The organism is Leifsonia sp. Leaf336, from assembly GCF_001423695.1.
Taxonomy (GTDB): domain Bacteria; phylum Actinomycetota; class Actinomycetes; order Actinomycetales; family Microbacteriaceae; genus Leifsonia.
In genome coordinates, this window is record NZ_LMOZ01000002.1 from 697340 (window position 1) to 718546 (window position 21207).

Annotated in this window: 26 protein-coding genes; 15 read left to right on the plus strand and 11 right to left on the minus strand. The window is 61.8% G+C overall.

Features of this window, described 5'->3' with window-relative positions; translation table 11 throughout:
- Window positions 1-46: 46 nt before the first annotated feature.
- The gene (locus tag ASF88_RS20405; protein ID WP_157498324.1) at window positions 47-550 is read right to left on the minus strand and encodes a hypothetical protein; all 504 of its coding nucleotides are present in this window, start codon (window positions 548-550) and stop codon (window positions 47-49) included.
- A gap of 27 nt (window positions 551-577) precedes the next feature.
- On the opposite strand from ASF88_RS20405, the gene ASF88_RS12175 reads away from it, so the two are divergent.
- Window positions 578-1153 carry a hypothetical protein gene (locus ASF88_RS12175; RefSeq protein ID WP_157498325.1) on the plus strand — a complete coding sequence of 192 codons (576 nt, stop codon included), beginning with the start codon at window positions 578-580 and terminating at the stop codon, window positions 1151-1153.
- Here ASF88_RS12175 and ASF88_RS20410 read toward each other — a convergent pair.
- Window positions 1146-1715, minus strand: a complete 570-nt coding sequence (locus tag ASF88_RS20410) for a hypothetical protein (protein ID WP_157498326.1) — start codon at window positions 1713-1715, stop codon at window positions 1146-1148. The genes ASF88_RS12175 and ASF88_RS20410 overlap by 8 nt on opposite strands.
- Before the next feature lie 128 nt (window positions 1716-1843).
- On the opposite strand from ASF88_RS20410, the gene ASF88_RS20110 reads away from it, so the two are divergent.
- The 7 genes from ASF88_RS20110 (at window position 1844) to ASF88_RS12205 (ending at window position 9403) form a co-directional block, all read left to right on the plus strand.
- A complete protein-coding gene (locus ASF88_RS20110; RefSeq protein WP_162242575.1) occupies window positions 1844-2176 on the plus strand; it encodes a helix-turn-helix domain-containing protein in 333 nt (110 codons plus the stop codon).
- A complete protein-coding gene (locus ASF88_RS12180; protein WP_055918615.1) occupies window positions 2176-3033 on the plus strand; it encodes a hypothetical protein in 858 nt (285 codons plus the stop codon). The genes ASF88_RS20110 and ASF88_RS12180 overlap by 1 nt, the downstream gene beginning before the upstream one ends.
- Window positions 3023-3466 (plus strand): hypothetical protein, encoded by a 444-nt coding sequence (locus ASF88_RS12185; protein WP_157498327.1) that lies wholly within the window; start codon window positions 3023-3025, stop codon window positions 3464-3466. Before ASF88_RS12180 ends, ASF88_RS12185 begins: the two co-directional genes overlap by 11 nt.
- A gap of 326 nt (window positions 3467-3792) precedes the next feature.
- Window positions 3793-5190 (plus strand): hypothetical protein, encoded by a 1398-nt coding sequence (locus tag ASF88_RS12190; protein ID WP_157498328.1) that lies wholly within the window; start codon window positions 3793-3795, stop codon window positions 5188-5190.
- Window positions 5191-5200: 10 nt separating this feature from the next.
- Entirely contained in the window at window positions 5201-6520 is a 1320-nt protein-coding gene (locus tag ASF88_RS12195) for a PKD domain-containing protein (protein WP_442915031.1), read from the plus strand.
- Window positions 6521-6572: 52 nt separating this feature from the next.
- Window positions 6573-6845: a hypothetical protein gene (locus ASF88_RS12200; RefSeq protein ID WP_157498330.1), complete on the plus strand. Its 273-nt coding sequence runs from the start codon at window positions 6573-6575 to the stop codon at window positions 6843-6845.
- 71 nt (window positions 6846-6916) lie between these two features.
- A complete protein-coding gene (locus ASF88_RS12205; RefSeq protein ID WP_157498331.1) occupies window positions 6917-9403 on the plus strand; it encodes a hypothetical protein in 2487 nt (828 codons plus the stop codon).
- A gap of 11 nt (window positions 9404-9414) precedes the next feature.
- On the opposite strand, the gene ASF88_RS20115 is transcribed toward ASF88_RS12205, so the two are convergent.
- Entirely contained in the window at window positions 9415-9657 is a 243-nt protein-coding gene (locus tag ASF88_RS20115; protein ID WP_082518931.1) for a helix-turn-helix domain-containing protein, read from the minus strand.
- A 17-nt stretch (window positions 9658-9674) separates the two neighbouring features.
- Entirely contained in the window at window positions 9675-9941 is a 267-nt protein-coding gene (locus ASF88_RS12210; protein ID WP_055918636.1) for a hypothetical protein, read from the minus strand.
- 293 nt (window positions 9942-10234) lie between these two features.
- Between ASF88_RS12210 and ASF88_RS12215 the strand changes: the two genes are divergently transcribed.
- Window positions 10235-11167 (plus strand): SDH family Clp fold serine proteinase, encoded by a 933-nt coding sequence (locus ASF88_RS12215; RefSeq protein WP_157498332.1) that lies wholly within the window; start codon window positions 10235-10237, stop codon window positions 11165-11167.
- Here ASF88_RS12215 and ASF88_RS20415 read toward each other — a convergent pair.
- Window positions 11164-11487, minus strand: coding sequence for a hypothetical protein (locus ASF88_RS20415; protein WP_157498333.1), 324 nt, complete (start codon window positions 11485-11487; stop codon window positions 11164-11166). The two genes, ASF88_RS12215 and ASF88_RS20415, sit on opposite strands and share 4 nt — an antisense overlap.
- 1101 nt (window positions 11488-12588) lie before the next feature.
- Here ASF88_RS20415 and ASF88_RS20420 point away from each other — a divergent pair.
- On the plus strand, window positions 12589-13242 hold the full coding sequence (locus tag ASF88_RS20420) for a hypothetical protein (RefSeq protein ID WP_157498334.1): 654 nt from the start codon (window positions 12589-12591) through the stop codon (window positions 13240-13242).
- A 130-nt stretch (window positions 13243-13372) separates the two neighbouring features.
- On the opposite strand, the gene ASF88_RS20425 is transcribed toward ASF88_RS20420, so the two are convergent.
- Complete coding sequence (locus tag ASF88_RS20425) at window positions 13373-14425, minus strand: YaaC family protein (RefSeq protein ID WP_157498335.1); 1053 nt, start codon at window positions 14423-14425, stop codon at window positions 13373-13375.
- 616 nt (window positions 14426-15041) lie between these two features.
- On the opposite strand from ASF88_RS20425, the gene ASF88_RS12220 reads away from it, so the two are divergent.
- Window positions 15042-16142 (plus strand): Fic family protein, encoded by a 1101-nt coding sequence (locus ASF88_RS12220; protein ID WP_055918642.1) that lies wholly within the window; start codon window positions 15042-15044, stop codon window positions 16140-16142.
- Between the two features lie 72 nt (window positions 16143-16214).
- Window positions 16215-16481, plus strand: coding sequence for a hypothetical protein (locus ASF88_RS12225; RefSeq protein WP_055918645.1), 267 nt, complete (start codon window positions 16215-16217; stop codon window positions 16479-16481).
- Here ASF88_RS12225 and ASF88_RS12230 read toward each other — a convergent pair whose 3' ends face one another.
- Window positions 16482-16931, minus strand: coding sequence for a DUF1801 domain-containing protein (locus ASF88_RS12230; RefSeq protein WP_055918648.1), 450 nt, complete (start codon window positions 16929-16931; stop codon window positions 16482-16484).
- Between the two features lie 65 nt (window positions 16932-16996).
- On the opposite strand from ASF88_RS12230, the gene ASF88_RS12235 reads away from it, so the two are divergent.
- Complete coding sequence (locus ASF88_RS12235) at window positions 16997-17356, plus strand: PRC-barrel domain-containing protein (protein WP_055918651.1); 360 nt, start codon at window positions 16997-16999, stop codon at window positions 17354-17356.
- A gap of 3 nt (window positions 17357-17359) precedes the next feature.
- Here the strand turns inward: ASF88_RS12235 and ASF88_RS12240 are convergent, their stop codons facing one another.
- Window positions 17360-17788 (minus strand): MarR family winged helix-turn-helix transcriptional regulator, encoded by a 429-nt coding sequence (locus ASF88_RS12240; RefSeq protein WP_055918653.1) that lies wholly within the window; start codon window positions 17786-17788, stop codon window positions 17360-17362.
- Between the two features lie 95 nt (window positions 17789-17883).
- Between ASF88_RS12240 and ASF88_RS12245 the strand changes: the two genes are divergently transcribed.
- Window positions 17884-18339, plus strand: a complete 456-nt coding sequence (locus ASF88_RS12245) for a DUF4440 domain-containing protein (protein WP_055918657.1) — start codon at window positions 17884-17886, stop codon at window positions 18337-18339.
- A gap of 8 nt (window positions 18340-18347) precedes the next feature.
- Here ASF88_RS12245 and ASF88_RS12250 read toward each other — a convergent pair whose 3' ends face one another.
- Genes ASF88_RS12250 through ASF88_RS12260 form a run of 3 tightly spaced genes read right to left on the minus strand, consistent with a single transcriptional unit; the run spans window position 18348 to window position 20522 of the window.
- The gene (locus tag ASF88_RS12250) at window positions 18348-18842 is read right to left on the minus strand and encodes a hypothetical protein (RefSeq protein ID WP_055918661.1); all 495 of its coding nucleotides are present in this window, start codon (window positions 18840-18842) and stop codon (window positions 18348-18350) included.
- A gap of 4 nt (window positions 18843-18846) precedes the next feature.
- Window positions 18847-19458: a response regulator gene (locus ASF88_RS12255; RefSeq protein WP_055918663.1), complete on the minus strand. Its 612-nt coding sequence runs from the start codon at window positions 19456-19458 to the stop codon at window positions 18847-18849.
- The gene (locus tag ASF88_RS12260; RefSeq protein WP_235493424.1) at window positions 19455-20522 is read right to left on the minus strand and encodes a sensor histidine kinase; all 1068 of its coding nucleotides are present in this window, start codon (window positions 20520-20522) and stop codon (window positions 19455-19457) included. The genes ASF88_RS12255 and ASF88_RS12260 overlap by 4 nt, the downstream gene beginning before the upstream one ends.
- A 236-nt stretch (window positions 20523-20758) precedes the next feature.
- On the opposite strand from ASF88_RS12260, the gene ASF88_RS12265 reads away from it, so the two are divergent.
- Window positions 20759-21121 (plus strand): PLD nuclease N-terminal domain-containing protein, encoded by a 363-nt coding sequence (locus ASF88_RS12265; protein ID WP_055918665.1) that lies wholly within the window; start codon window positions 20759-20761, stop codon window positions 21119-21121.
- Window positions 21122-21207: the final 86 nt, after the last annotated feature.

Genomic DNA, 21207 nt, shown 5'->3' on the forward strand with positions numbered 1-21207 from the left:
CGTTTGGAGCTGGATCGGAGGATGTTGTGATTCAGCAATCTACGGGTCAGGGGAGCGCCTGGGTTCTCGGGGTACCTGGAATCTTTGACGTGATCGCACCGACTGTTTGGTTGAGTTCTTCGGCGGTTATCTCGCCTCTGTACCAGCGGGGCAGCTGGTCGGCCAGAACGACTGAGATCCAGCTGGTCTGTTCGGCCGTTGTGGCTCTCATGGCTGCTTTGACCGCGTTGGTTACGGCGTTTGCTGCGGCCTCGTCGCCGTTGAGGACTAGCAGCCCGAATTCAACTTGGCTGGACGTTGCTTCATCAAAAGCTCGTCTCAGTCGTTCCGCGTTGTTCTTGTCGAGCGCGAATGCGTTGACTGAGTTTTGCACTCTGACGATGGTGGTTCGGAGGTTGTCGCGTCGGATGATTTCGCGCGCGGCGGCGTCGCGACTGCGCTCATTTCGCCGTCTGAAATGTTCCGTGATGAGTGTGGTTCCGGAGACTGCGAGCGCGCCGATGACGACGCCGATCAGTCCGAGCCACGCGCTAATCCACGAAGCGTCCATGGGACGCACTTTAGCGGAGGTGTTGTCGTGAGCGAGGATCGCCCGTTGAATCCGGATGGTTCCGTGTGGGTGCCGGCGTTTCCTGGTCAGCGTCCGCCGTTTCAGAGGGGGAATCGGGTTTCGGTGGGGAATCGGGGGCCGTTGAAGCATGGGGCGAAGTCTCCGCGCGTGTATTTGCCGTTGGCGAGGGAGATTGAGTCGGATCTGCGGCAGCATGCGCAGCTCGAGTATTTGTGGGAGCCGGAGTTTCGGGATCTGACGTCGGCGTATTGCACGGCGTTGGCCCGTGAAGAGTTGTACGCGGCGTGGATTGATCAGATGGAGTCTGTCGAGGAGTGGGCGCGGCCTTCGGAGGGACGCGTTTCCTCGCCGGCTGAGGAGCACTTGGAGTTGCTCTCGCGGGTCGCGCATTTGGCTGAGGCTTTGGGCTTGACGCCGGCTTTGCGTGATGAGGTTCGGGAGGCGATCGCGAAGGCTCGCACGCGGATTGAGTTGCGCCGTCAGCGGGCAGCGAAGAAGCCTTCACGTGAGGAGCTGCTAAAGGCGATTCGCGACGCGAACTATCCAGGTGAGCGTAATTCGGACAGGGACGGGCTTAGGTGAGTCCTTCGGTGGCTGAGATTGTGTGCTCGAAACTACTCGGCAATTGCTCGTGCAAGCCAATCCAGACAACTCGAACCGTGATGCGGGCGGGCGAAGTAAATCGACGAATGAACGTAAAACCCGCGCTTCCGCCTGCGATGACAGTGCGCATGTTTGTGCCCTCGTCCTCCACGATCCAGGATGAACCGTCAGAGGCAGTGATGCTGAGGAGCCGCACCGGCTCGCCCATGTTGTTCCTGATCTCCCAGTGCTGGTCAGTGTTTGCTGGGCCGAAGTTTCGGAATGTCCACGAATCTTGGCGCGCCGCCAGGTCGCGGGCGATCTCAGCTTGCTGTTCTGTGGCTGCTGCTATCCGTTGGTGTGCCGTTGCGGAGTCTGCCGCGCTCGCGGCCGCATCTTCAGACGCTTTCAGGCTTCGGGCCTCGTGGTCTTTAGCCGCATCGCGGGCCCTCACGGATTCATCTCGGGCCTTTCGAGCTTCGACCACTTGCAAGATTGCGACGATTGCGGCTATCGCTGCGACCACGAGGATGCCGAGATTGATCCAATTGGATTGGTCCACGGCTGAACCCTACCGGGTGATCGATGACTGAGACGGGGAGAGAGGCCGACTTTCGGCGCCTACGAGCGTTTCGCGCGGCGGATGGTTCTGTGGCGGTGCCGCCACAGCTAGCGGGGTGGGTTTTGCATGTGCTCCTGACCGATCTTGGCGAGCAGCGCCGACGCCGCATGGGAACAATCCGCTCAGACATCCTCGAACTATTAGATGCCCTTCATCCGGTCGCTTCCGACATCGGAAGTCTTTCTATACCACAAGATAGAATGTTAATGGCTGAGGTTGGGGATAGTCAGCCGGTTCTCCTTTCGGTGACCCGTGTGGCCGACCGACTCGGATTGAGCACGCGTGCCGTCACGAACATGCTCACGAGCGGTCGGCTGCACGGGTCAAAGGACATCGATGGACGCCATTGGGTTGTGTCCGAAGAAGACTTAAACAATTACATGAATGGGAAGGCGGCCTGATGGCTAAGCCACAGTTGAAGCCGGTTACCGCCGAAGACATTGAGGATGCTCAGCTGGCGCTTGAGCAGGGGCGGCTGGCGCTTGAGCAGGCGCATGATGCTTTCGTTCGCGGCGATGGTGAGTGGTCGGCCTATAAGGACCAGCAAGCCGTGGTGGAGTATGCGGAGGCGTCGATTCTTCGCCTTGAGCACGCCAAGCGGGAGTACGAATCAGAGGTTCGTCAGCGTGAGGTGCAGGCGTTGGCGGACAAGGTTTCGGCGTACTGCCCGGGTCCGAATCTTTACGAACTCGGCAACGAGGTCTATTGGAAGGTCCGTGAGTTAGTTCTCGCGTTCGTGAACCACAACGCTGCCGTTGCGGAGCTTCGCCAGCAGGCCATTGACTTGGGCGTGCCCGCATGGTCGGCTGACAGGTTCGCTTCCGCGAGCGATGCGTACATGGAGGTGGCCTCTGATGGCGTCCTTCGGGCGCGCGATCGAGAACTCGCCCCCGTCTCTTCGGGCTATTTCCTGGATCGAATCTTGGGTTCGGTCTGGGAAGACCTGCACTCAACCAACTCGAGCGTTGATCGCAGCTACATCACCCAAGCGGAATCGTTGACGGTCACTCCTTGGGCTGAAACGCAGGAGGCGTTGAAACAGATTGCAGCCGTCCACAAGGCAAAGGCCGAACCGCATTTCTACTACCGTCACGCGGAGTGGCGGACCAACAACCCAAACGCGAACGTCCCTACGTACGTGGTCAAAGTGACCCCAGGTGGTGCTGTGTTCCGATTCCCGGAACAACTCTCAAGGGACGAGCAAGTAACGCGCAGCCTCGTGGAAATCAGTGAGGATGAGGCCCGCGGTGACGCTTGAGCAACGCGGGCCGGAATGGGTGAAGTCGGCGTCCCCGGACCAAATCACGGCCGCGCTTCAGGCTGGCGAGCTGGCGCATTACATGGGCGGGAAGACGCCTGACGAATTGGCTCACGATGCGCATGTTGAGGACAGCCCCAATCGTCTTCTATCTGAGGCGTATGGCTTTGCGTCCCATCGGCAGATGAGCGCCGTTGCGGGTGCATACGGTTCGACACTCCTAGAGAGCAGAAGGCGCGACATGACCGCGGAGCAGCTGGAGAAGCTGACCTGGCTTGAGACGGCATCCCCTGAACAGGCTTACGCGGCGGAAGCGGCCGGTGAACTGAATAGCCTGTTGGGTCGCGACGTAACGAATGAGGCTGAACGTATCTCCACGGTTGCCGCGAACGTGGAGGCTCGAATCCGCGCAGCTCTCTCGGGCGACTCTTAAAAAGAGTCCCGAGCAAAGCAATCTTTGACCCGCTGTCATGGCGGGCTTCTTCATTTAAAGCCAAGCCCTCCGGGGCTTTTCTTCGTTAAGGACAGCCAATTGACCCCTACAGAGAACGCATCCGATGGTCAGCCCCGGTTTCTTCGCGTCATCCACTTCTCTGCGAGCGGCCCAGAGGCCGAGCAGACACCTGAGGCGACGGACGGCTGATGCCGGCGCCTACACCTGTTGTTGGCGTTACCTACACGGCGGGGACAAGCCAATGGGATAGCCCCGGACGGTTGTCGCTTCCCGCGGGAAAAGCGACCACTGGGCCGCGGTTGCGGGTGAATGGTGTTCGTGCGACGGGTGCAGCTATTGTTCCGCCGACTGACCCGGCGGACTGGTCTGACTCGAACCCGCCGTACGCGTTCTCCGACCGCGCCGTCCTCACAGCGAACTGGCCTTCGGGCACGAACATTGTGCCGCTGAATACGTCCGGGACGACGGACTTCTACCAGCAGGTCATCAACACGGTGGCCGCACAGGGGAAGCGTACCGTCATCCAGCTCACCGGGTATGACGCCTTCGGGCAGCCGAGCGTCTATCACCTGAACCAGTTCCGGTTGATCGGTTCCTCCGGGGACCCGACGTACGCATTCGGTCTGTGGCACTCCAACTTGCAGGGCTTCCTCTGCACTGATGGCCCGTTGGCCTGCAAGATCCAAATGGACGCCAACTCGATGACCACCGCGCAGTTGAATGCGATGGCGTCGATGACGGCCGCCAGTTTCGCGCCCCTGCAAATGGGCATGATGCGTCTCGACGGCAGCAATCCCAGCTCGCCGATCCTCATTGCCGGTGTGACGTTCCAGGCCGAGGACCAGCAAATGTTGACCGCGACCGCCTCCGACACTGGCATTGTTGTGCCGCAGCCGGCACCCCACCAGGGGATCGTGCTGTATTACGGCGCGTACAGCGATATCGGGTATTGCCGGTTCTTGGCGGCTGGGCGCGCGTGTATGAGCGCACCGCCGTTCGAGATGGCGAACCTGTCGAGCGCTCGCGGCTATCACAACATCCACAACGTGGAGTCTGACGGGCGACTCCCTGCGGACCTAAACCCGGCTAGGCCACGCCGCTCTGACGTGATCATGGGCAACAACGAGCTGACCCACAGCCTCACCGACTCGTGGCTGCATCACTCGAACGTTTCCCATTACGCGGTCAACGACCAGAACTCGAGCACCTCCGGCGTGTACTCGCTGACCCGGGTGAAGTTCGAGCACATCACCGACAACCAGAACACTGACCCTGCCCTGAATAACGGGCAGTCGTTGGGTGGTTGGTCGAACGGCTCCATCCTCGGATACGAGTCCGTCAACGGCACCGTCAACATCACCGACTGCAACTTCGCCATCGACAACACGTCGACCAACCCTTCCTGCGCGGACATCAAGTTCACGTGGGTGGGTTCCCGGAACCCGCAAGGCGGTCGCCTTCACGTGAAAGGCGGCGTGTGGCATCACCACACGTTCCCGCAGCTCGAAGGGTTCTTCATCGCCGCCATTCTTCAGTCCACGTACTGGTGGACCGATGGGCCAGCGACCACTCTCGACGTTCGCCGCTCCGACAACACGCCTCTGACGGGGTACAACGTGACCACATCGTGGCCGCCTTCGGCTGCGCAACTGTCTGCTGCGGGCGTCTCCCCATCAACCCACTACCTCTACAAGGGAGTCTGACTTGACCAACGTGACTAACAATTTCGAAGGTGGCACGAGTGGTGTAGCCATCACCGCCGGCAACTCCGGTGGCGGGTCAGGCTCAGCGTTCGATTCCGTTGGCAGCACTGGGTTCAAGTACGACTCTGCGTCCGCGTTCCAAGGCTCGATGGGCGCTGTTGTGGCCGGCGGCGTCGGCGGATACGGCTCTTGGCTCTTTTCGAGCACGAAATGCTCCGCGAAGATGTACTTCAAACCGGACGCCACTGCGACCTCTGACACCCACCTGATGCGAATCCACTCGGGTGGGACCCGAGTATTCAGCGTTCACCTCGTCGGGTCCGGGGTCAATTCGGGCAAACTGCGGGTCGACGATGCCAGCGGTACCGGCGGTGTAAACACGTTCGCGACCGCGTGCGGAAACGGCACCTACTACCGGTTGGAAGCGTACGTCGTGGCCGGGTCTACGGCCACGAACGGAACGATCAAGGTTGCGTACTATTTGGGCAACTCGACGACGCCACTAGACACGGTCTACGTGAACAACGCTGCGAATGTGGGCACCGGTCTCACTCTGGATCAGGTCATCGAGGGTAAGTACAGCGCCTCTGCAGAACAGATCCACTTCGATGCGTTCGCCTATGACACGTCCCTTTCGGACTTCATCGGCGTGTCTTCTGGGCCACCCCCGACAGTCACCATTTCAGCGAACTGGAACGCCGCCCCAGGAACGTACATCACCCCTTCGGTAACTGCCTCGTCGTCATCCAGCACGATCGCCTCGTACGCGTGGTCGTACGTCTACCCTGCTTCCGGTGGACCCACGCTGACGGGCGCGACCACCAACACGGTCAGCCTCACGACGGGGTCCGCAGGTGATTTGTACGTCCTGCAATGCGTCGTCACCGATGCCAACGGCCAGTCCACGACCGCGACTACCGAGGTGCGCGTGCCTACCTCCGGTGACGCGACAGTGCTCCCAGGCGCGCCCACCGCGAATGTGGGTTCGTGGGCGAACGTTGGCGGAGCTGCCACACCCGGTGACGCCATGTCGGACAGTTCCGACACCACCTTTATTGAGTCCGCCGTTTTGACCTCGACAGAAACATCGGAGCGGTTCCGGTTGCAGCCGATGACTGCCCGGTCGACGTTCAACCTCACGGTGCGTCTTGAAACGGATACGTCGGGGTCGACTTCTCCGAAGGTGCGCCTGTTTGAGGGTACGACGCAACGGCAGCAGTGGTCGCAGGCAATCACGAACTCCTGGGGTGACTACGTCCTCGCGTTCACGCCGAGCACCATTTCCGACTGGGGGAATCTGTATGTCGAGTTCGCCGCCACCTCACCGTAACAATCACCGGCACCCAGCCGATCAGCTCGCCCACTCCGAAAGGACGCCCCACATGTCAAGCACGGGAGTCAATGACCCCATAGGACTGATCTACCGCGAGGTAATCCAATACATCAACGGGTCGAGTACTTCAGTACCGGCCGTGATCGATTTCGTTGCTACTGACGATCAGCCGTTGGAAACGCTCGCGGCGATGCTGGATGCCTGTCTGTGGCGTATGGCTGTCGAGCTTATTGAGGCTCGTGGCAGGGACGGCGCAGTTGAGTATGCCCGAGGCATGTTGCTCCATAACGAGCTGTCGCGAATAGAGAACAAAGCGGCCTGATCGCCGCTGAATCTGAAGCATCGGATAACCCCCGCAGTTGCAGCGGGGGTTTCGTATTTAAGGGGTAACGGATGGCGGGGGAATCTCCGACGACGGCGGGTTCGATCGTTGGCAAGCTGAGCCTTGACAAGTCTGAGTGGGACCGTCAACGCGCTGAAGTAACTGCTGAGGCGCGCGAGTTGGGGAGTTTGTCTCCGTCGATTCGTGTTGACACGAACGCGGGTGAGGCTGTCGCCCAGCTTGAGGCTGTGCGGGGTGCTGAGGCCGGTCTGGGGAACCAGGGCGGTATTACCGCGAACCGGACGATGCTGATTGCTGCGGCGATCGCTGCGCTGATCCCGTTGCTGGCCCCGCTATCTGGGTATGCGGTCGGTGTGGCTGGTGCGCTGGCGGGTATGGGTGCGGCGGGTGTGCTCGCCATTTTCGGCATCAAGAACGAAATGGCTGCAGGCACCTCTGTTGGTAACCAGTATGCGGCGGGCATCAACCTGCTGACGGGTTCGTTCAAACAGTTGGCGAACACTTCTGCCGAGTCGGCGTTGAAGGGTTTCACTGTTTCGTTGGCGGCGATTCAGGCGGCGATGCCGAACCTGAACAGTCAAATGGCGATGTTCGGTAAGCAGCTCGGCGGGACAACGATTTCGGTTGTCAAGATGGTGATTGATGCGTTCCGCATCCTGAACCCGCTGTTTGTGCAGGCCGGGTTTTATGTGCAGCAGGTGGCGGCGGCGTTGCAGCACTGGACGTCTGATGGCGGGTTGCAGCAGTTCACGCAGATGGCGGTTTCGTCGTTGCCGCAGGTTGCGGATGCGTTGGCGTCGCTGGTGAAGGGTGCCCTGGATTTGGTGGGCGCGTTTGCGCCGCTGGGTTCGATCATGCTCACCGTCGTCACCGTTATCGGACAGTTGCTGTCTCTGATTGCTCCGCTGCTCGGCAACCTGACCCCGTTGGGTGTCGCTGTTGGTGTGGTCGCTGGCGGGTTCGCCCTGTGGAAGCAGATCAGCCCGATTCTTGACACGGTGCGCACCGCTATCCGTGGTGTCGGCGTCGACCTGTCAACCATGATGGGTGTCGCCGGTCTGGCTGTTGCTGTTATCGGTTATTTGGCGTCCGCGTTCGTGACGCAGCGGATGCAGGCTGCCGCCGCAGCTCAGGCGTTGCAGAATTACACGGCTGCGGTTGAGCAGGATAACGGTGTTATCGGGCAGAACGTGAAGTTGCAGGCGGCGAAGTGGGCTGCCGATAAGCAGTCCCTTGGCAACTACACGACTATGGGTAAGTCGGCTGTGGATGTTGGCCGTGAGCTAGGTGTGAGCGCAAAGACCGTCACCGATGCCTCTCTCGGGCAGCGAGACGCACTGAACCAGGTGGCCAAGGCCATGCAGGCATACTCGGACGATTCGTCGCATTCGACCGCCAAGGTCGCCGCCCTGCGCGCCGAGTTCAATGATCTGGCGGCAGCTTTCAGCGACAACAAGCGGCAGATTGATTCGCAGATCAAGTCGTACAACGATGTTGCTGCGGCGCAGGGGCTTTCCACGATAAGCACTCAGGGCGAGTTGGCGGCGCAGCAGCACCTTGCGAAGTCGTATGGCATCTCCGTTGATGCCATGTTGGGTGCGGAAGCGGCGCAGAAGCAGAACGCTGACCAGGCCGCCGCCACCACCAGGCAGCTCCAGTTTGAGAATGATGCGGCAACCCTGCTGAAGAACGCATTCGACCTTCTGAACGGGACGAACCTGTCTGTCGCGCAGGCGCAGACCGCCTCGGCTGCTGCGACTAACTCGCTGACCGATGCGCTGGCTCAGAACGGTTTGGTGATCGACGGCAACTCGAAGGCCGCGGTCACCAATCAGCAGGCACTTCAGCAGAAGGCTGCTGCTGATCAGCAGGCGGCAGAGGCGATAGCTAAGCAGACAGGTTCGACCGAGGCGGGCACGCAGGCGTTTGCGGCTTCACGGCAAGCCCTGATCGACCAGCTCACGGCCACCCATCAGTTGACGCCCGCCATTCAGGCGCTGATTGATAAGTATTACGCGGTGCCGCCTGTGGTGAAAACCAAGGCCGAAATGGATGCTGACGCGGCCTTGGCTACGGTCGCGAACTTGAAGGCGCAGTTGGCGTCTATCCGGAACCAGACAGTCACGCTAACTGTTGTGACCAACAACGTTGGTGCTCCTGCGACCATGCCGGCGAACACCACGAAGGGCTACAAGTACGCGGACGGTGGCACGGTGATGGGTCCGGGTGGTCCGAAGTCGGATCAGGTGCAGGCGTGGTTGTCGGTTGGTGAGGAGGTCACTCCTCAGCCGCAGGCGTCGAAGTTCCGGCCCGTGTTGAAGGCGCTCAGCCGTGACGATGTTGCGGGTGCGCGTAACGCGCTCGGTGCTGGCGGTTCGCACGCCGTAGCGCCGTCCGTGACCATCGATGCGCCGATCTATGCGGACGGCATCGGCCTCCTTGGTTGGGTTCGCATGGAGGCAGGCAAGCAAGCCCAGCTCGTTTGGGACAAGGGTCAGATGCGGATGGCGCAGGAAATGCAGGGGGGACTCGTTTAACACCCGATTGGTTACGACGAACGGGCGACCAGCTTCGGTGGCTCTACGCCTTCAATCAGTTCAAACGCTTCGCACTCGAGAGTGATTGCGAGGGCTAGAAGCGTCGTCAGCGTGGGGTTCAATTCGCCGCGCTCGAGCCGGGAAACGGTCGATGTGTCGAGCCCGGAGAGTGCGGCGAGGTCGGCCTGGGATAACTGCGCCGCCTTCCTGCGATCTCTTACGTTTTCGCCCAGGCGCTTGCTTGCTTCAAACATAAGAAATGAGCGTAGTGCTATCCGGCCGGGTGCGGGTTCGGCGGGCCGTCCCAGTACCCGTGCGCATGGTTGTCGTACCGCACCAGTTCGTCCGCCCGCTCAAGGGATTGGCAGACCGCCATTAGCCGGCGCTCTGCCGGGTCGAGATTCCAGCGGATCAAGAGGTATTGGTCGTGACCGCCCTTATCGACGTAGCGACGAATAACCGCCTTGGGGAGCACTTTGTCGTCGCGCATCACAAGCCAGGTGTCCCTGTCATAGCGGATAGGCTTCGGGCGCGTCACGCCTCAATTAGAACATATGTTCGAATCGGCGTCACGTGGTGAGTGCCGCCTGCCCAGCCCTCAGGTGCTGTGCAATACTGACGTCCAACAGGGCCAACAGAGAGAAGACCGCACATTGTCGGACACGGTTACCCAAAGCCAAGATCCCCTCGAGATTGCGCAGGCGCAGTACGAGGACTATCTCGAACTGGTCCAACTCGCTTCCGTGTCTAAGCCAAGCAATACGGCCTATGCGGGCTTTTACGCTCCTCTTCCGGCGCCTCTGACGCTATCCGGGCGATAAGGTCACGTGCGTGTCCACCTGGATCGAACTGCTCGAGCAGGTCACCCGGCTCGAACCAGGCCCGCCGCGCGATAACTGGTTCAATGATCACCTAAGATCCGGGCTTGAAGCGATCGGCACGATACGCGGCGGCCGAAACGTCATGTTGTACGCATCAGCGTTCCTGCAGAAGCCGCAGGTACCTGGTGAGATGATCATGATCACCGCCGAGGACCTAAATGGCCTCATGGCCACCATCAAAGGCATGGATTGGGCGAATGGGCTAACCCTATTGCTCCACACCCCAGGTGGTGTAACGATGGCGGCGCAAACGATGGTCGAATATTTGCGCAGCAAATTCGATGACATTGAAGTCATCGTTCCCACCTTTGCTATGTCAGCCGGCACAATGATCAGTTTGGCTGCCGACAGAATAGTAATGGGCAACCATAGTCAACTCGGTCCGATTGACCCCCAGCTTGCTATCAACGGACGCCAGTTCTCGGCCAAGTCCATTGTTGACCAGTTTAAGAAGGCACATGACGAGATCCTTGCTAATCCGGTAGCCGCACACGTGTGGGCGCCCATCCTCGCATCGCAGGGTCCCTCATTACTTCAGTACGCCGAAGACCAGCTGGCGTTCTCCGAGCAAATGGTTTCCGAATGGCTCGCTAAGTACATGATGGCTAGGGCAGTCGATCCAGCGGCCGAAGGAAAGCGCATTGCGGCCTTCTTCAATGACGCGTCAAATCACAAGAGTCATGACAAGCGAATCGGCATTGAAGAGGCGACCGCGTCGGGCGTGGTCGTGGAGAAGCTCGAGGACGACCAGGCGCTCCAGGAAGCGGTGCTAACTCTCTATCACGTCGTTACTATCCTGATTGAACAGTCGGCTATCACGAAAGTAATCTCGAGCACGACAGGTCAATCTTGGCTCAAGAGCTGGACTGGCTCGCAGACCTAGTCGTGTTCGGCCTTGTACTCTCGATAGCTCTTGGCTTGGCTGTCGTCGCGCGGGTTCGTGATCTGCCAGTTGATCGCCTGCGCTACGGCGCCCCCAACGATCGCGAGTAGCCCAGCGCTGGACAACCCGTACCCGAGGGTCTGGATCGTCAGCGCCACGGTGTTGACGCTCGCGGTTCCCGATAATGGGTTGTCCGACACAGAGGCGGCGCCGGCAATTATGGCGGTGATGATTCCGACGCCAACAGCGATGCCACCAATGACATAGAGGTAGTGAAGGGAAGGGTTGTCAGAGACGCTGGGTCGCTTTATCGTGCTCATGGCGGCATAGTAGAGCGATTGTCACTTTTATGGCATGGGTGCCAGCACGCACTATCGCAAGATCATCGAGTCCTCGGGGAAACGAGTCGTGAGGGCGCGCGAACACTCATATAGGTGAGTACACGCTGTGCATAGGTGGGTCCACCAGAACGCCCGATCCAGCCGGGATACTTCGGGCATGACAGAATTCTTGCCGCTCCAGATCGGCCAGGTCACTTTCGGGCAAATAGCTGATGCGTCCCGCATCCTGGGGATAGACGCGTGCGACCTCGCCCTAATCCTGATGAAGGCCCGCCGCGATGGAATTTGAGCCTTGGGTGGATGTGAATGCGGTTGCTACTCACCTCGGGAAGGCCGCGTGGACTGTACGGGAACTGGCCAAATCCGGGGCGATACCTGGAGTGAAGGTCCTTCGGAGTGGCGGTTCAAGCTCTCCCTGATTGACGCGCATTTGACTGCGAAGCCTGACCCTTGGGCGCAGAGCAACAGATCCAGAGGACGAAAGCGAGCCGGATGAACGTCAGAGCCCGGAGGATCCAAGTGTGTGTGCGCTCGTGTGTGCACACACCACGGGACACCCTGGAACGAAGAGGCATGAGTGCGCTCGCCCGCCCCTGAACTTCCGCGATTTTGCGGGCTAGCTGGCATCCCACGGAACGCCAGGGAACGTAGGTCATTTCTCTGGGGGTCAAGGGGTCGCAGGTTCAAATCCTGTCAGCCCGACGTTCTGAAAAAGCCGGTGGGCACGTGGTCGCAAAGCGACCTTCGTGCCCACCGGCTTTTTCAGAACTCGCTGCTGTCTAATGGGGTCCCCGCGTGCGTCTGGGGGAGCGGGTGGGGCGCAGCCTGGTGACGGGCGTGGAGATTTGTGGGCGGCCGAGAGAAGTCACTGCTGATCATCGCGGTGCGGCCTCACCGCATCCACAAAACGAGACTGGGACTGCTCGTCGATTGTGTCAGATGCGCCTATCCCTGGCCGTTGCCGGTAGGTTCTGCTCGTGAGCTGCTACGAATTCGCCATCCTGTCGAGAAGGAGCGTCTTTTCTGCAATCGCTAATTGAGCTCTCCTCAGCCTTCGACCTGCTCGCAAAGGCACTTGGCGTGATAACGGCTGCCACTGCGATTATCGCGGCGCTGGCGCAGATCACTTTGCCCGTATCGCTCCGGCGAAGAGAGCGCCTACTTCGGGAATTCATCGACCATGAACAAGTCCCGCACCGGAAGGAATTGTTGGTCGAGTTGCATGGGGCGGTCTCAGCGCGGATTCTTGGCGGGCTTCTAGTTCCCGGATGGCGCTTCATCGAGCCTCTTTGGCTGATGGTAGCCGGGGCGGCGCAATACTTGGTTTGGCAGCGCTCTGCGAGCGTGTGGAACCTCGTGTTGGCTGTTCTGATTTCGCTTGTGATAGTTACGACGCCAGCGCGCCGAATCATTCGCCTATCCTGCGAACGTGCGCGGGTCATCCATGAATACGAGATTGCTTCGAGCGAAATACGGCGTCCGCGCTTGGGGATACTCAGCCAGATGGAGGGCGGGACTCGCGTTGAGTTCGTATATGCCCTCTTTGCTTCGGCTGCAATAAATCTCGTCGCCATTGGCTCCGCGTTGGCAATACTGAATCTTCCGGCAGTGGGATTGGGTATAGGAATCCTGGGACTTATAGGTCTGATCGTTATCTTCCGCCGAATCCAAATGTACGTTCGGCGTCGGGTGACAGTTTTTGGCCCCTGGTCCACAGACGACACGAGCGACTGAACTCTGATGTCATAGGCAAGTGCTATGGCTGCTGCCGCCAAAACCATGCCTTACCCAATGAGCAGGATTGCTAGGAATTGCGGCATAACTCTCTGGCGGCCACGAAGGTTGGCGCCTAGCGTCAAAAAGTTCAGGATGGCTCCTGGTCCACCGCGGCAATGCTTGCTAGTTCTTCGTGTACAAGTTCGGGGACGGCATGGAGTGCCGAATCCAAGATGAACTCAACCCGAGATGCTATTCGGCTATGAGTAATCGACATCGTGCGTGTCCAGTGATGCGGGGAGTATCGAGCGAGCATCGAGAGCGCAAAGAGAACCATCCACCAGGAAGCCAAGGGACGAAGTTCTCGAGGCGATTCGCCGAGTTCGGGCAGCAGCACGGAGTGACGACGGTAGGTCTGTGTTCCAAGCGGCACGTAGGGGCCCGAGCGGGACAGCTGGAGCTGGTCGATCCCGTCGATGACAAATAGGCATCGGCCGCGGTTGTGGCTTCGTCGGGCCGTTCCTGGCTCTGAAGTCGAGACCCGGAGCGGCCGAAGCGCCGGATATCTGTCCGCAAGTGCCCGCACTACTGCTTCGTCCATTGGCCCTTCCATCGGTAGACCCGGGAGCTGTACTTCCAACTCAACCGGGAAAGCTGCGGGCGCCGCGTACACCCTCGTGTCGTGAATCGGTCGACCAATGGCGGAAGGATCGGGAAACTCCATAGCGTAGTCAGGAATCTGCTCAATCAACTCACCGAACGTTGCAGATCGGACATCAGTTGGTGAGCCAATTGCGATTGACAAGCGGGAGAAGAGGTCAGCATTCCCGTTGTCCACCCTGATTCGAGACCCGATGAGCCCATGCGCCGAAATGTCGGGGTCAAAATGGAGTCCGTGTCCTGAACCTTGCCAGCGATTTTGGGTGCGCCCGCCCAATCGCGGGCTGGCCGCCGCTATCGCGCGACCCGCCTGAGATAGCCCATAGAAGAGATTCAAGGGCCTGCTTTCGTAACCGACCTGAGCCGCAGCAACGAATTGCTGCTGCGCCTGTTCCAGCGCCATCTGAAAGTCGCGCGCACGCGCTGATGATGACGCCAACGTTTCCTCGAGCCGTCCGGCAGGCTCTGCGCGCGCGGTCCGGATCATTCGCCATGACTCGTCCGAAGTGAGGAGACCGACTGAATAGTTCGTTTTGGCCACGTCGTGATCTTTCGCCGGTTCGCCCGTCGCGATACGACGACACGCGGGCGCGGTGCGAGGGCGCGTGACAGTCCTTGATCGTTCCGCATTGCCTCGACTCGTCGCGCGCGGCTAGCATCCGGCCATGTCGGATGAAGAGCTGCCTCCCTCGCTGAGGGAGGCATATGCCAATCGAAAGGCCTTTGGTCGCGGATTCGAGACACCCCCAAAAGCCGCCGCGGACCCAATCTTCCGTTGACTGTCTTGTCCACGATCTACATCGTGGCGCTTGTTGCCGCGGTCGTCCTGTACTTCATCGGGTTTGCCACGTACGCTAACGATCCGCTTGGAGCAGCTGGATTCTTCCTCTTTGGAAACAGCTTTTGCGCTATTGGGGTCGTAGGTGGCCTTCTGCACCTCGCAGTCGCTGCCATTCGAAACGTTGTAGAGGGAAATGCGCGCTGATCACGCTCGCGCGAAGAGCAGTACTTGGCGCAAGTCGAATTGGTGCTGTCGACGTGCTTGCTGCACTAATGATCACCGTTATCGTGTCAAGCTATTTGGCACGTCGCATTAACGTGTAAAGAATCGGGTCTATTTTTTACACGTTATTGACGCCTTGAACTATTCTTTACACGTGACTTGGGAAGCAGATAAGCCCTACGACGAACTACCCGCGTTGCCGCCTTCTGCGGATCTCGAGACAAAGGCGGTTCTGAAGGCGACCATAGCGGCGCGTGCTTCACTCGCAGCTCTGGATCAAGCATCGAAACGGATACCAAACCCCACAGTCCTCATAAACTCCATACCGCTCTTAGAGGCTCAGGCGAGTTCGGAGATTGAGAACATAGTCACGACTGCCGACGAACTCTTCAAGTTTGCGCAAGAGGACTCTGGCAACGCGAGCCCTGCCGTCAAGGAAACGCTCCGCTACCGCACTGCACTATTCGCTGGTTACGAAAGCGCTAAGTCGCGGCCACTTTCGGTTACTACCGCAGTTCAAATCTGCTCAATGATCAAGCAGCGGGACATGAATGTTCGGAAGCGCCCGGGAACTTACATAGGAAACCCCGTGACGAAGCGGGCGATTTACACGCCGCCCAGCGGGGAAGAGACAATTCGCGACAAGCTCTCCAATTGGGAGCAGTTCATACACTCTTCACTTGGGTTAGACCCGCTCGTCGTAATGGCAGCGGCACACTATCAGTTCGAGGCAATTCACCCATTCGAAGACGGAAACGGCAGGACTGGACGCATTCTCAACGTCCTTTTACTAATAAACGCTGGACTGTTGGAGTCGCCGATACTTTACCTCTCGCGGTACATCATCGAGAACAAGACAACCTATTACGACCTACTTCTGCGGGTCACGACGGATGGGGATTGGGAGCGCTGGCTGCTCTTCATACTTGAGGGTCTGCGAGTGACAGCGGAGGCTACCGTGCAAAAGATTGACGCCATCTACGACCTTCAGAACAGCACCCAAAATGCTATCCGAGCCGTGACCAAATCGAACAACGCGGATTTGCTGGCGGTACTTTTCGAGCAGCCATATTGCCGAATTTCGAATGTCATGGCGCGGTGTAACGTTTCGCGCCCTACTGCGACAGCTTGGCTGAACGGCCTCGTTGCCGCGAATGCTCTGATGGACGTGCGAGTGGGTCGGGAACGGCTATTCATCAACACGGCCTTCTTCGAGCTACTAACCCGCGCTGAAAATATCTCAGCGAGACCCTAAACAGAGAGGCGCGCAGCCGAGTCGAACCACGAGGAGTTCCCGCGACCGCTGTCGAGCCGTTACCATCCGGCCATGTCCGATCGCGCATCCAAGCCGTCACGCCCTAGCCGCCGCGGCCCCAACCTCCCGCTGACGGTACTCGCCGCGATCTACATCGTCGCGTTGATCGCAGCCATCGTCCTCTACTTCATCGGGATCGCGACGCTTGGTGCTGACCCTCGAAGCGCAGCCGGCTACTTCCTCTTCGGCAACGCGATCGGCGGGATCGGCGTCCTCGGCGGGATGCTGCACCTCGCGGTGGCCGCGATTCGGAACGTGATTGAAGACAACGCCAGGTAGCTAACCCGCTGCCCGCCGCACGACCTCGCGCACCCGCTCCCACGCCTCCTCGGTCGGCTCGATGAGCGCATACGACGTCGGCCAGAACCCGCTCGCGTCGTCGAGCGCCGCCTCCGTGCTCACGCCGAACGTCGAGTACCGCGTCTTGTCGAGCTGCCCGCTGCGGAAGAACACCACGACCTTGCCGTCGCGGGCGTAGCCCGGCTGGCCGTAGTACAGCTTGGGGGAGAGGTCCGGCCCGACCTCGGCGACGATCGCGTGGAGGTGTTCCGCCATCTCGCGGTCGCCGGCGGGCATCTGGGCGATCTTCGCGAGCACGTCCGCCGCCTCGGCTGCGGCCTTCTCGGCGCCTTTCGCGCGTTTGGCCTCCGCCTTCAGTTCAGCGGCTCGTTGCTTCATGGCGGCTCGCTCCTGGGCGGAGAAGCTTCCGTCGGGTGTCGTGTTCGTCATTCCCCCATCTTCGCGGGAGCGTGCCCGATCGAGGAGGGCCAGATCCCCGGCGTACAGTGACCCCCGTGACCGACGACACCCCCATCGCGTACACCGCACTCCAGAACGGCACCCCCGTCTTCACCTCTGACGGCATCGAGATCGGCCGGGTCGAGCATGTGCTGCAGGACCCTTCGCTCGACCTCTTCGACGGCATCGCGGTGAAGACCGAGAAGGGCCTCCGATTCGTCGACGCCGACCGCGTCGGGCGCATCACGGAGGCCGCAGTGGAGACCACTCTCACCGACGACGAAGCGCGAGCGCTGCCCGAGCCGCAGGGCAGCGAAGTGCTCGACGCCGACCCCGACGAGTACGGCGGCAACGGGCTCAGCGCTTGGTTCGGGCGGATGTTCATGCGCGAGCACTGGATGCGGCGCAAGGACTGAGGTCTACGCCTCCTTCTGCGCGTTGCGCAGCATCGCTTCGAGCACACGCAGTGTCGTCTGGATGTCGGACTCCGGAATGCCGGCGGCCAGTGATCCGCCGACCCGCTCGAAGACCCCGGGCAGCAGCGGGATGACGGCGGCGCCCTCATCGGTCAGGGCGACCACGATCGCGCGCCGATCGGCGGCGTCCCGTTCCCTCCGGATCAGGCCCTTGGATTCGAGACGATCCAGGAGGCGGGTCATCCCCGCGGTGTCGGTGCCGAGGAGGTCGGCGATGCGGCGAGGGCTCGACTCGCCGCCGTAGACGCGGATGAGGGCGCCGGCCTGCTGGGATGTGAGGTCGTGGGCCGCGAACTGCTGGTCCAGCGCCGTTCGCGCATCTCGCGCGAGCCGCACGATCACACTCGTGAGGGTCACCACCGGACCGGGCATGTCGTCCTCCTATAGCTGTCGCGACAGTTACTGTCTATACTTCCATCGTAGGTGCCCGTCGGCCGAGCGACGGGATTCACGAGAGGAGTACGCCGATGGGCGCAGCCACCGCGACCGCGCAGGGGGATGTGAGGCCCGACGTCCGTGATTTCGTCGCCGCCTTCGCTGCGGCCGGCGACAGCGATCCCGCAGCTTCGGCCGAGTTATTCTGCGACGACTTCCTGAGCCTCGATCCGACCTCCGTCCGACCGGTCACCTCGCAGCAACTGGCCGCGACGCTGCCGCGGCGCGCGGAGCTGTTCGCCTCCATCGGTGCGCAGGGCACCGAACTCGTCGAGTTCTCCGAGCAGCCGATCGATGACCAGCACACGCTGCTGCGGACCGCGTGGCGCGTGCGGTTCGCCGACACGCACGCGGAGCCCCTTACGTTGCGTTCCAGCTACCTGCTCCACCGCGATGAGAATGGCTGGCGCATCGCCGTCTACCTTAACCACGCGGACATCGTGGCGATCATCCAGGACCGGAAGGCTCGCCAGCAGCCGCAAATGTGAGTGTGGGGTCACCCCTGGCCCGGCACGGCGTAGAGCATCATCGGCGTGCCGTTCGCTTCGCACTTCGTCTTGACGTCGGCCAACGCTGCCGCGAAATCCGCGCCGTGCGGGTCGAACGTCGCGCCTGGAACCGTCGGCGGCGAGGTCTTGACCGCTTCTTGGAGGTTCCACACCTCCGACTGCATCCCGGCCGCCGAGTTCCGGCGGAGCCCCATGAGCGTGTTCGACGTCGTGTTGATAACCGCCGCGTAGCCGGAGGCGTCGGTCTGTCCGGAGTGCTGCTCTATCGCAGTGTCCTCCAGCGAGGTGTCCAACGAACCGAGAACTGCGCAGGTGAGCGCGATCGAAGGGTCGCTGTGCGGTGTCGGCGAGGCGGCTACCCGCGCTGACGTGGAGGTCGGCGCAGCAGAGCCGGTCGAGCTGCAGCCGGTGGCGGCCGCGGCGAGCAGCGCCGCGCCGCCGAGCGCGATCGCGACCTTCAGGTGAAGCGGTCGACGTGTCATGTGGTCACCCTTCGAGCAGATCGAGCCGGATCACCTTGCGGACCGCGTCGATCCGGGAGGTGGCGCCGAGCTTGGCGTAGATGTTCGTGGTGTGGCGTTTGACGGTGCCCTCGGTGATGTTCAGGCGCGCGCTGATCTCGCGGTTCGTGTAGGCCTGCGCGATCATCCTGATCACCTCGAGCTCGCGGTCGGTGAGGACGCGGTCGGAGGCTGCGGGCACGTCCGCAGGCGCAGCCTCCTGAGCGGGCTTCGCCGAGGCGAGGAGGTCGATGAGGGAGCGCTCGTCGATGTTCTTCGACGCGAACGCCGACGCGCCCGCGCGCAGCAGTTGGCGCTGGAGCACCGCGTCGGTGTGCATGGTGAGGATGACGACCGCCGTCGACGGCGACCGCCGGCGCACCGTGGTGATCGTGCGCTCCGCCGAACCGCCCGGCATCTCGACGTCGAGCAGCAGGACGTCCGGCCGGGCCTGCTCGACCAGGGCGACCGCCTCCTGACCGTCGGCGGCCTCCGCGACGACGTCGAAGGAATCCTCGATCAAGGCGCGCACGCCCTTGCGGAAGAGGGCGTGGTCGTCGGCGAGCACGATCGTCCGCTTCGCGGTCGGGCCACTCACCGGCGGCCGCCCGGCTCGGAGATCGTCAGGGTCACCGTCGTCCCTGATCCGGGCGTGCTCGCGATCGTCAGCTCGGCGCCGATCAGCTCCGCGCGCTCCTGCGCGGCGATGAGGCCGAGCGCGCCCGGCCGGATCCGGTCGCGCTCGAACCCGATCCCGTCGTCCGAGACCGAGATGATCAGCCGGTCGACGAGCCAGTGCGACTCCAGGCGGATGCGCTCGCCGCGGGAGTGACGGCGCGCGTTGTGGACGACCTCCCTCACGATGATGAACGCCTCCTCCTGCACGCCGGTCGGCAGCGATCGCGCGGTGCCGTAGCTGTGGGCGTCGACCGTCGGCGGTTCCGGGCTCAGGTCGGCGACGTAGTCGTGGATCGCCTCGTCGAGGTGCTTGTCGCCGACCGAGTGCCGCAGATCCAACGCCAGCGAGCGCGTCTCGTCGAGCGCGGCCTCCAGGAGCCGGAGGGCTTCGTCGATGCGCTCGGAGGCCGCTCCTTCGTGCTGCCGGCTGAGCTGAACGCGCTGGATGCCGGCGGCGATGCTGTGCGCGACACGGTCGTGGAGTTCGCGCGAGATGCCCAGCCGCTCCTCGGTGTGCGCGACGGCCAGACGCTCGATGAGCACGTCGACGTAGGTGAGGGAGGCCGGCACCACCTGGTCCATGATCGACGCGTTGAGCGCGCGCGCGACCTCGGCCGGGTCGCTGTCGCCCGTGGCGAGCTCCGCGAGCGCGATGTCGAACAGCAGGGTGGCCGCGATGAGACTGTCGGCCGGGTGGATGTTCTGCCGCGCTCGGTCGCGGCCCACCTTCGAACCGGGGGAGGCCGGGGCAGCACCCGAGGGCGCCGCCTCGCCGCCAGGTGCCGGCCCTGCCGCAGCGCCGAGGCGCTCACGCGTCCGCCGGAGCACGACGTGCACCTGGGCGCGCAGCTGCGCGGCGACCGTGGAGTCGGTCGCCAGGGCGCTGCCGCGCACGCGGAGCTCGCGGATCAGCGCGTCGGCGACGCGCGCGTCGACCGTCGCCGCAGCGTCGTCGACGTCGACCGGGCGGATTCTCGGAACCACAGCACCATCATGGCGCGCGGCGGCGGCGATCGGCGGGAGGGCGGATGTGACCTTCGTCACATTCCCTCCGCACGCCGGTCTCTCTAGGCTGTTCGTGCGCGTCGCGTTCGGGGGACCGCGACGCTCGGGTGGCAGGTGCGCGGGGCCCTGCCACCCCGATCTCCCGCTGGCCCACCCGCCGTGCGCCCCCAACTGGTGGCGGACATCCCGCACAGCAACCTCATAGACTCGTCCGCATGTTCGTCTTCTACCTGCTCACGTTCGCGTTCTTCGTCGTGGCTCTGCTGGACGTCATCCTGCGGCGGGAGGACCAGATCAAGCACCTGCCGAAGATCACGTGGGTGTTCATCGTCATCTTCCTGCCGCTGGTCGGCGCGATCCTGTGGTTCGCGATCGGGCGCGAGTACGAGTCCACCCCGCGGCCGCGACGCGCGCCGAGGGCGGCGAGCAGTGCGACGCATTCTCACGCTCCCTACGCGTCCAGCACGGAGGCGCAGCTCGCCGCGCTCGAGCACGAGATCGAGCTCGCCGAGCGCGACAAGCGCATCCGCGAGCTCGAGGAGCAGATGCGGCGGCAGTCGGAGGGGGAGACGGCCTAGGCCTCCCTCGCAAACGCCGCTGAGGAATGCTCGGATAGACATTGTCGTAGACGATGCGGTCTGCCACACTTCTGCCCAGCAGGGGT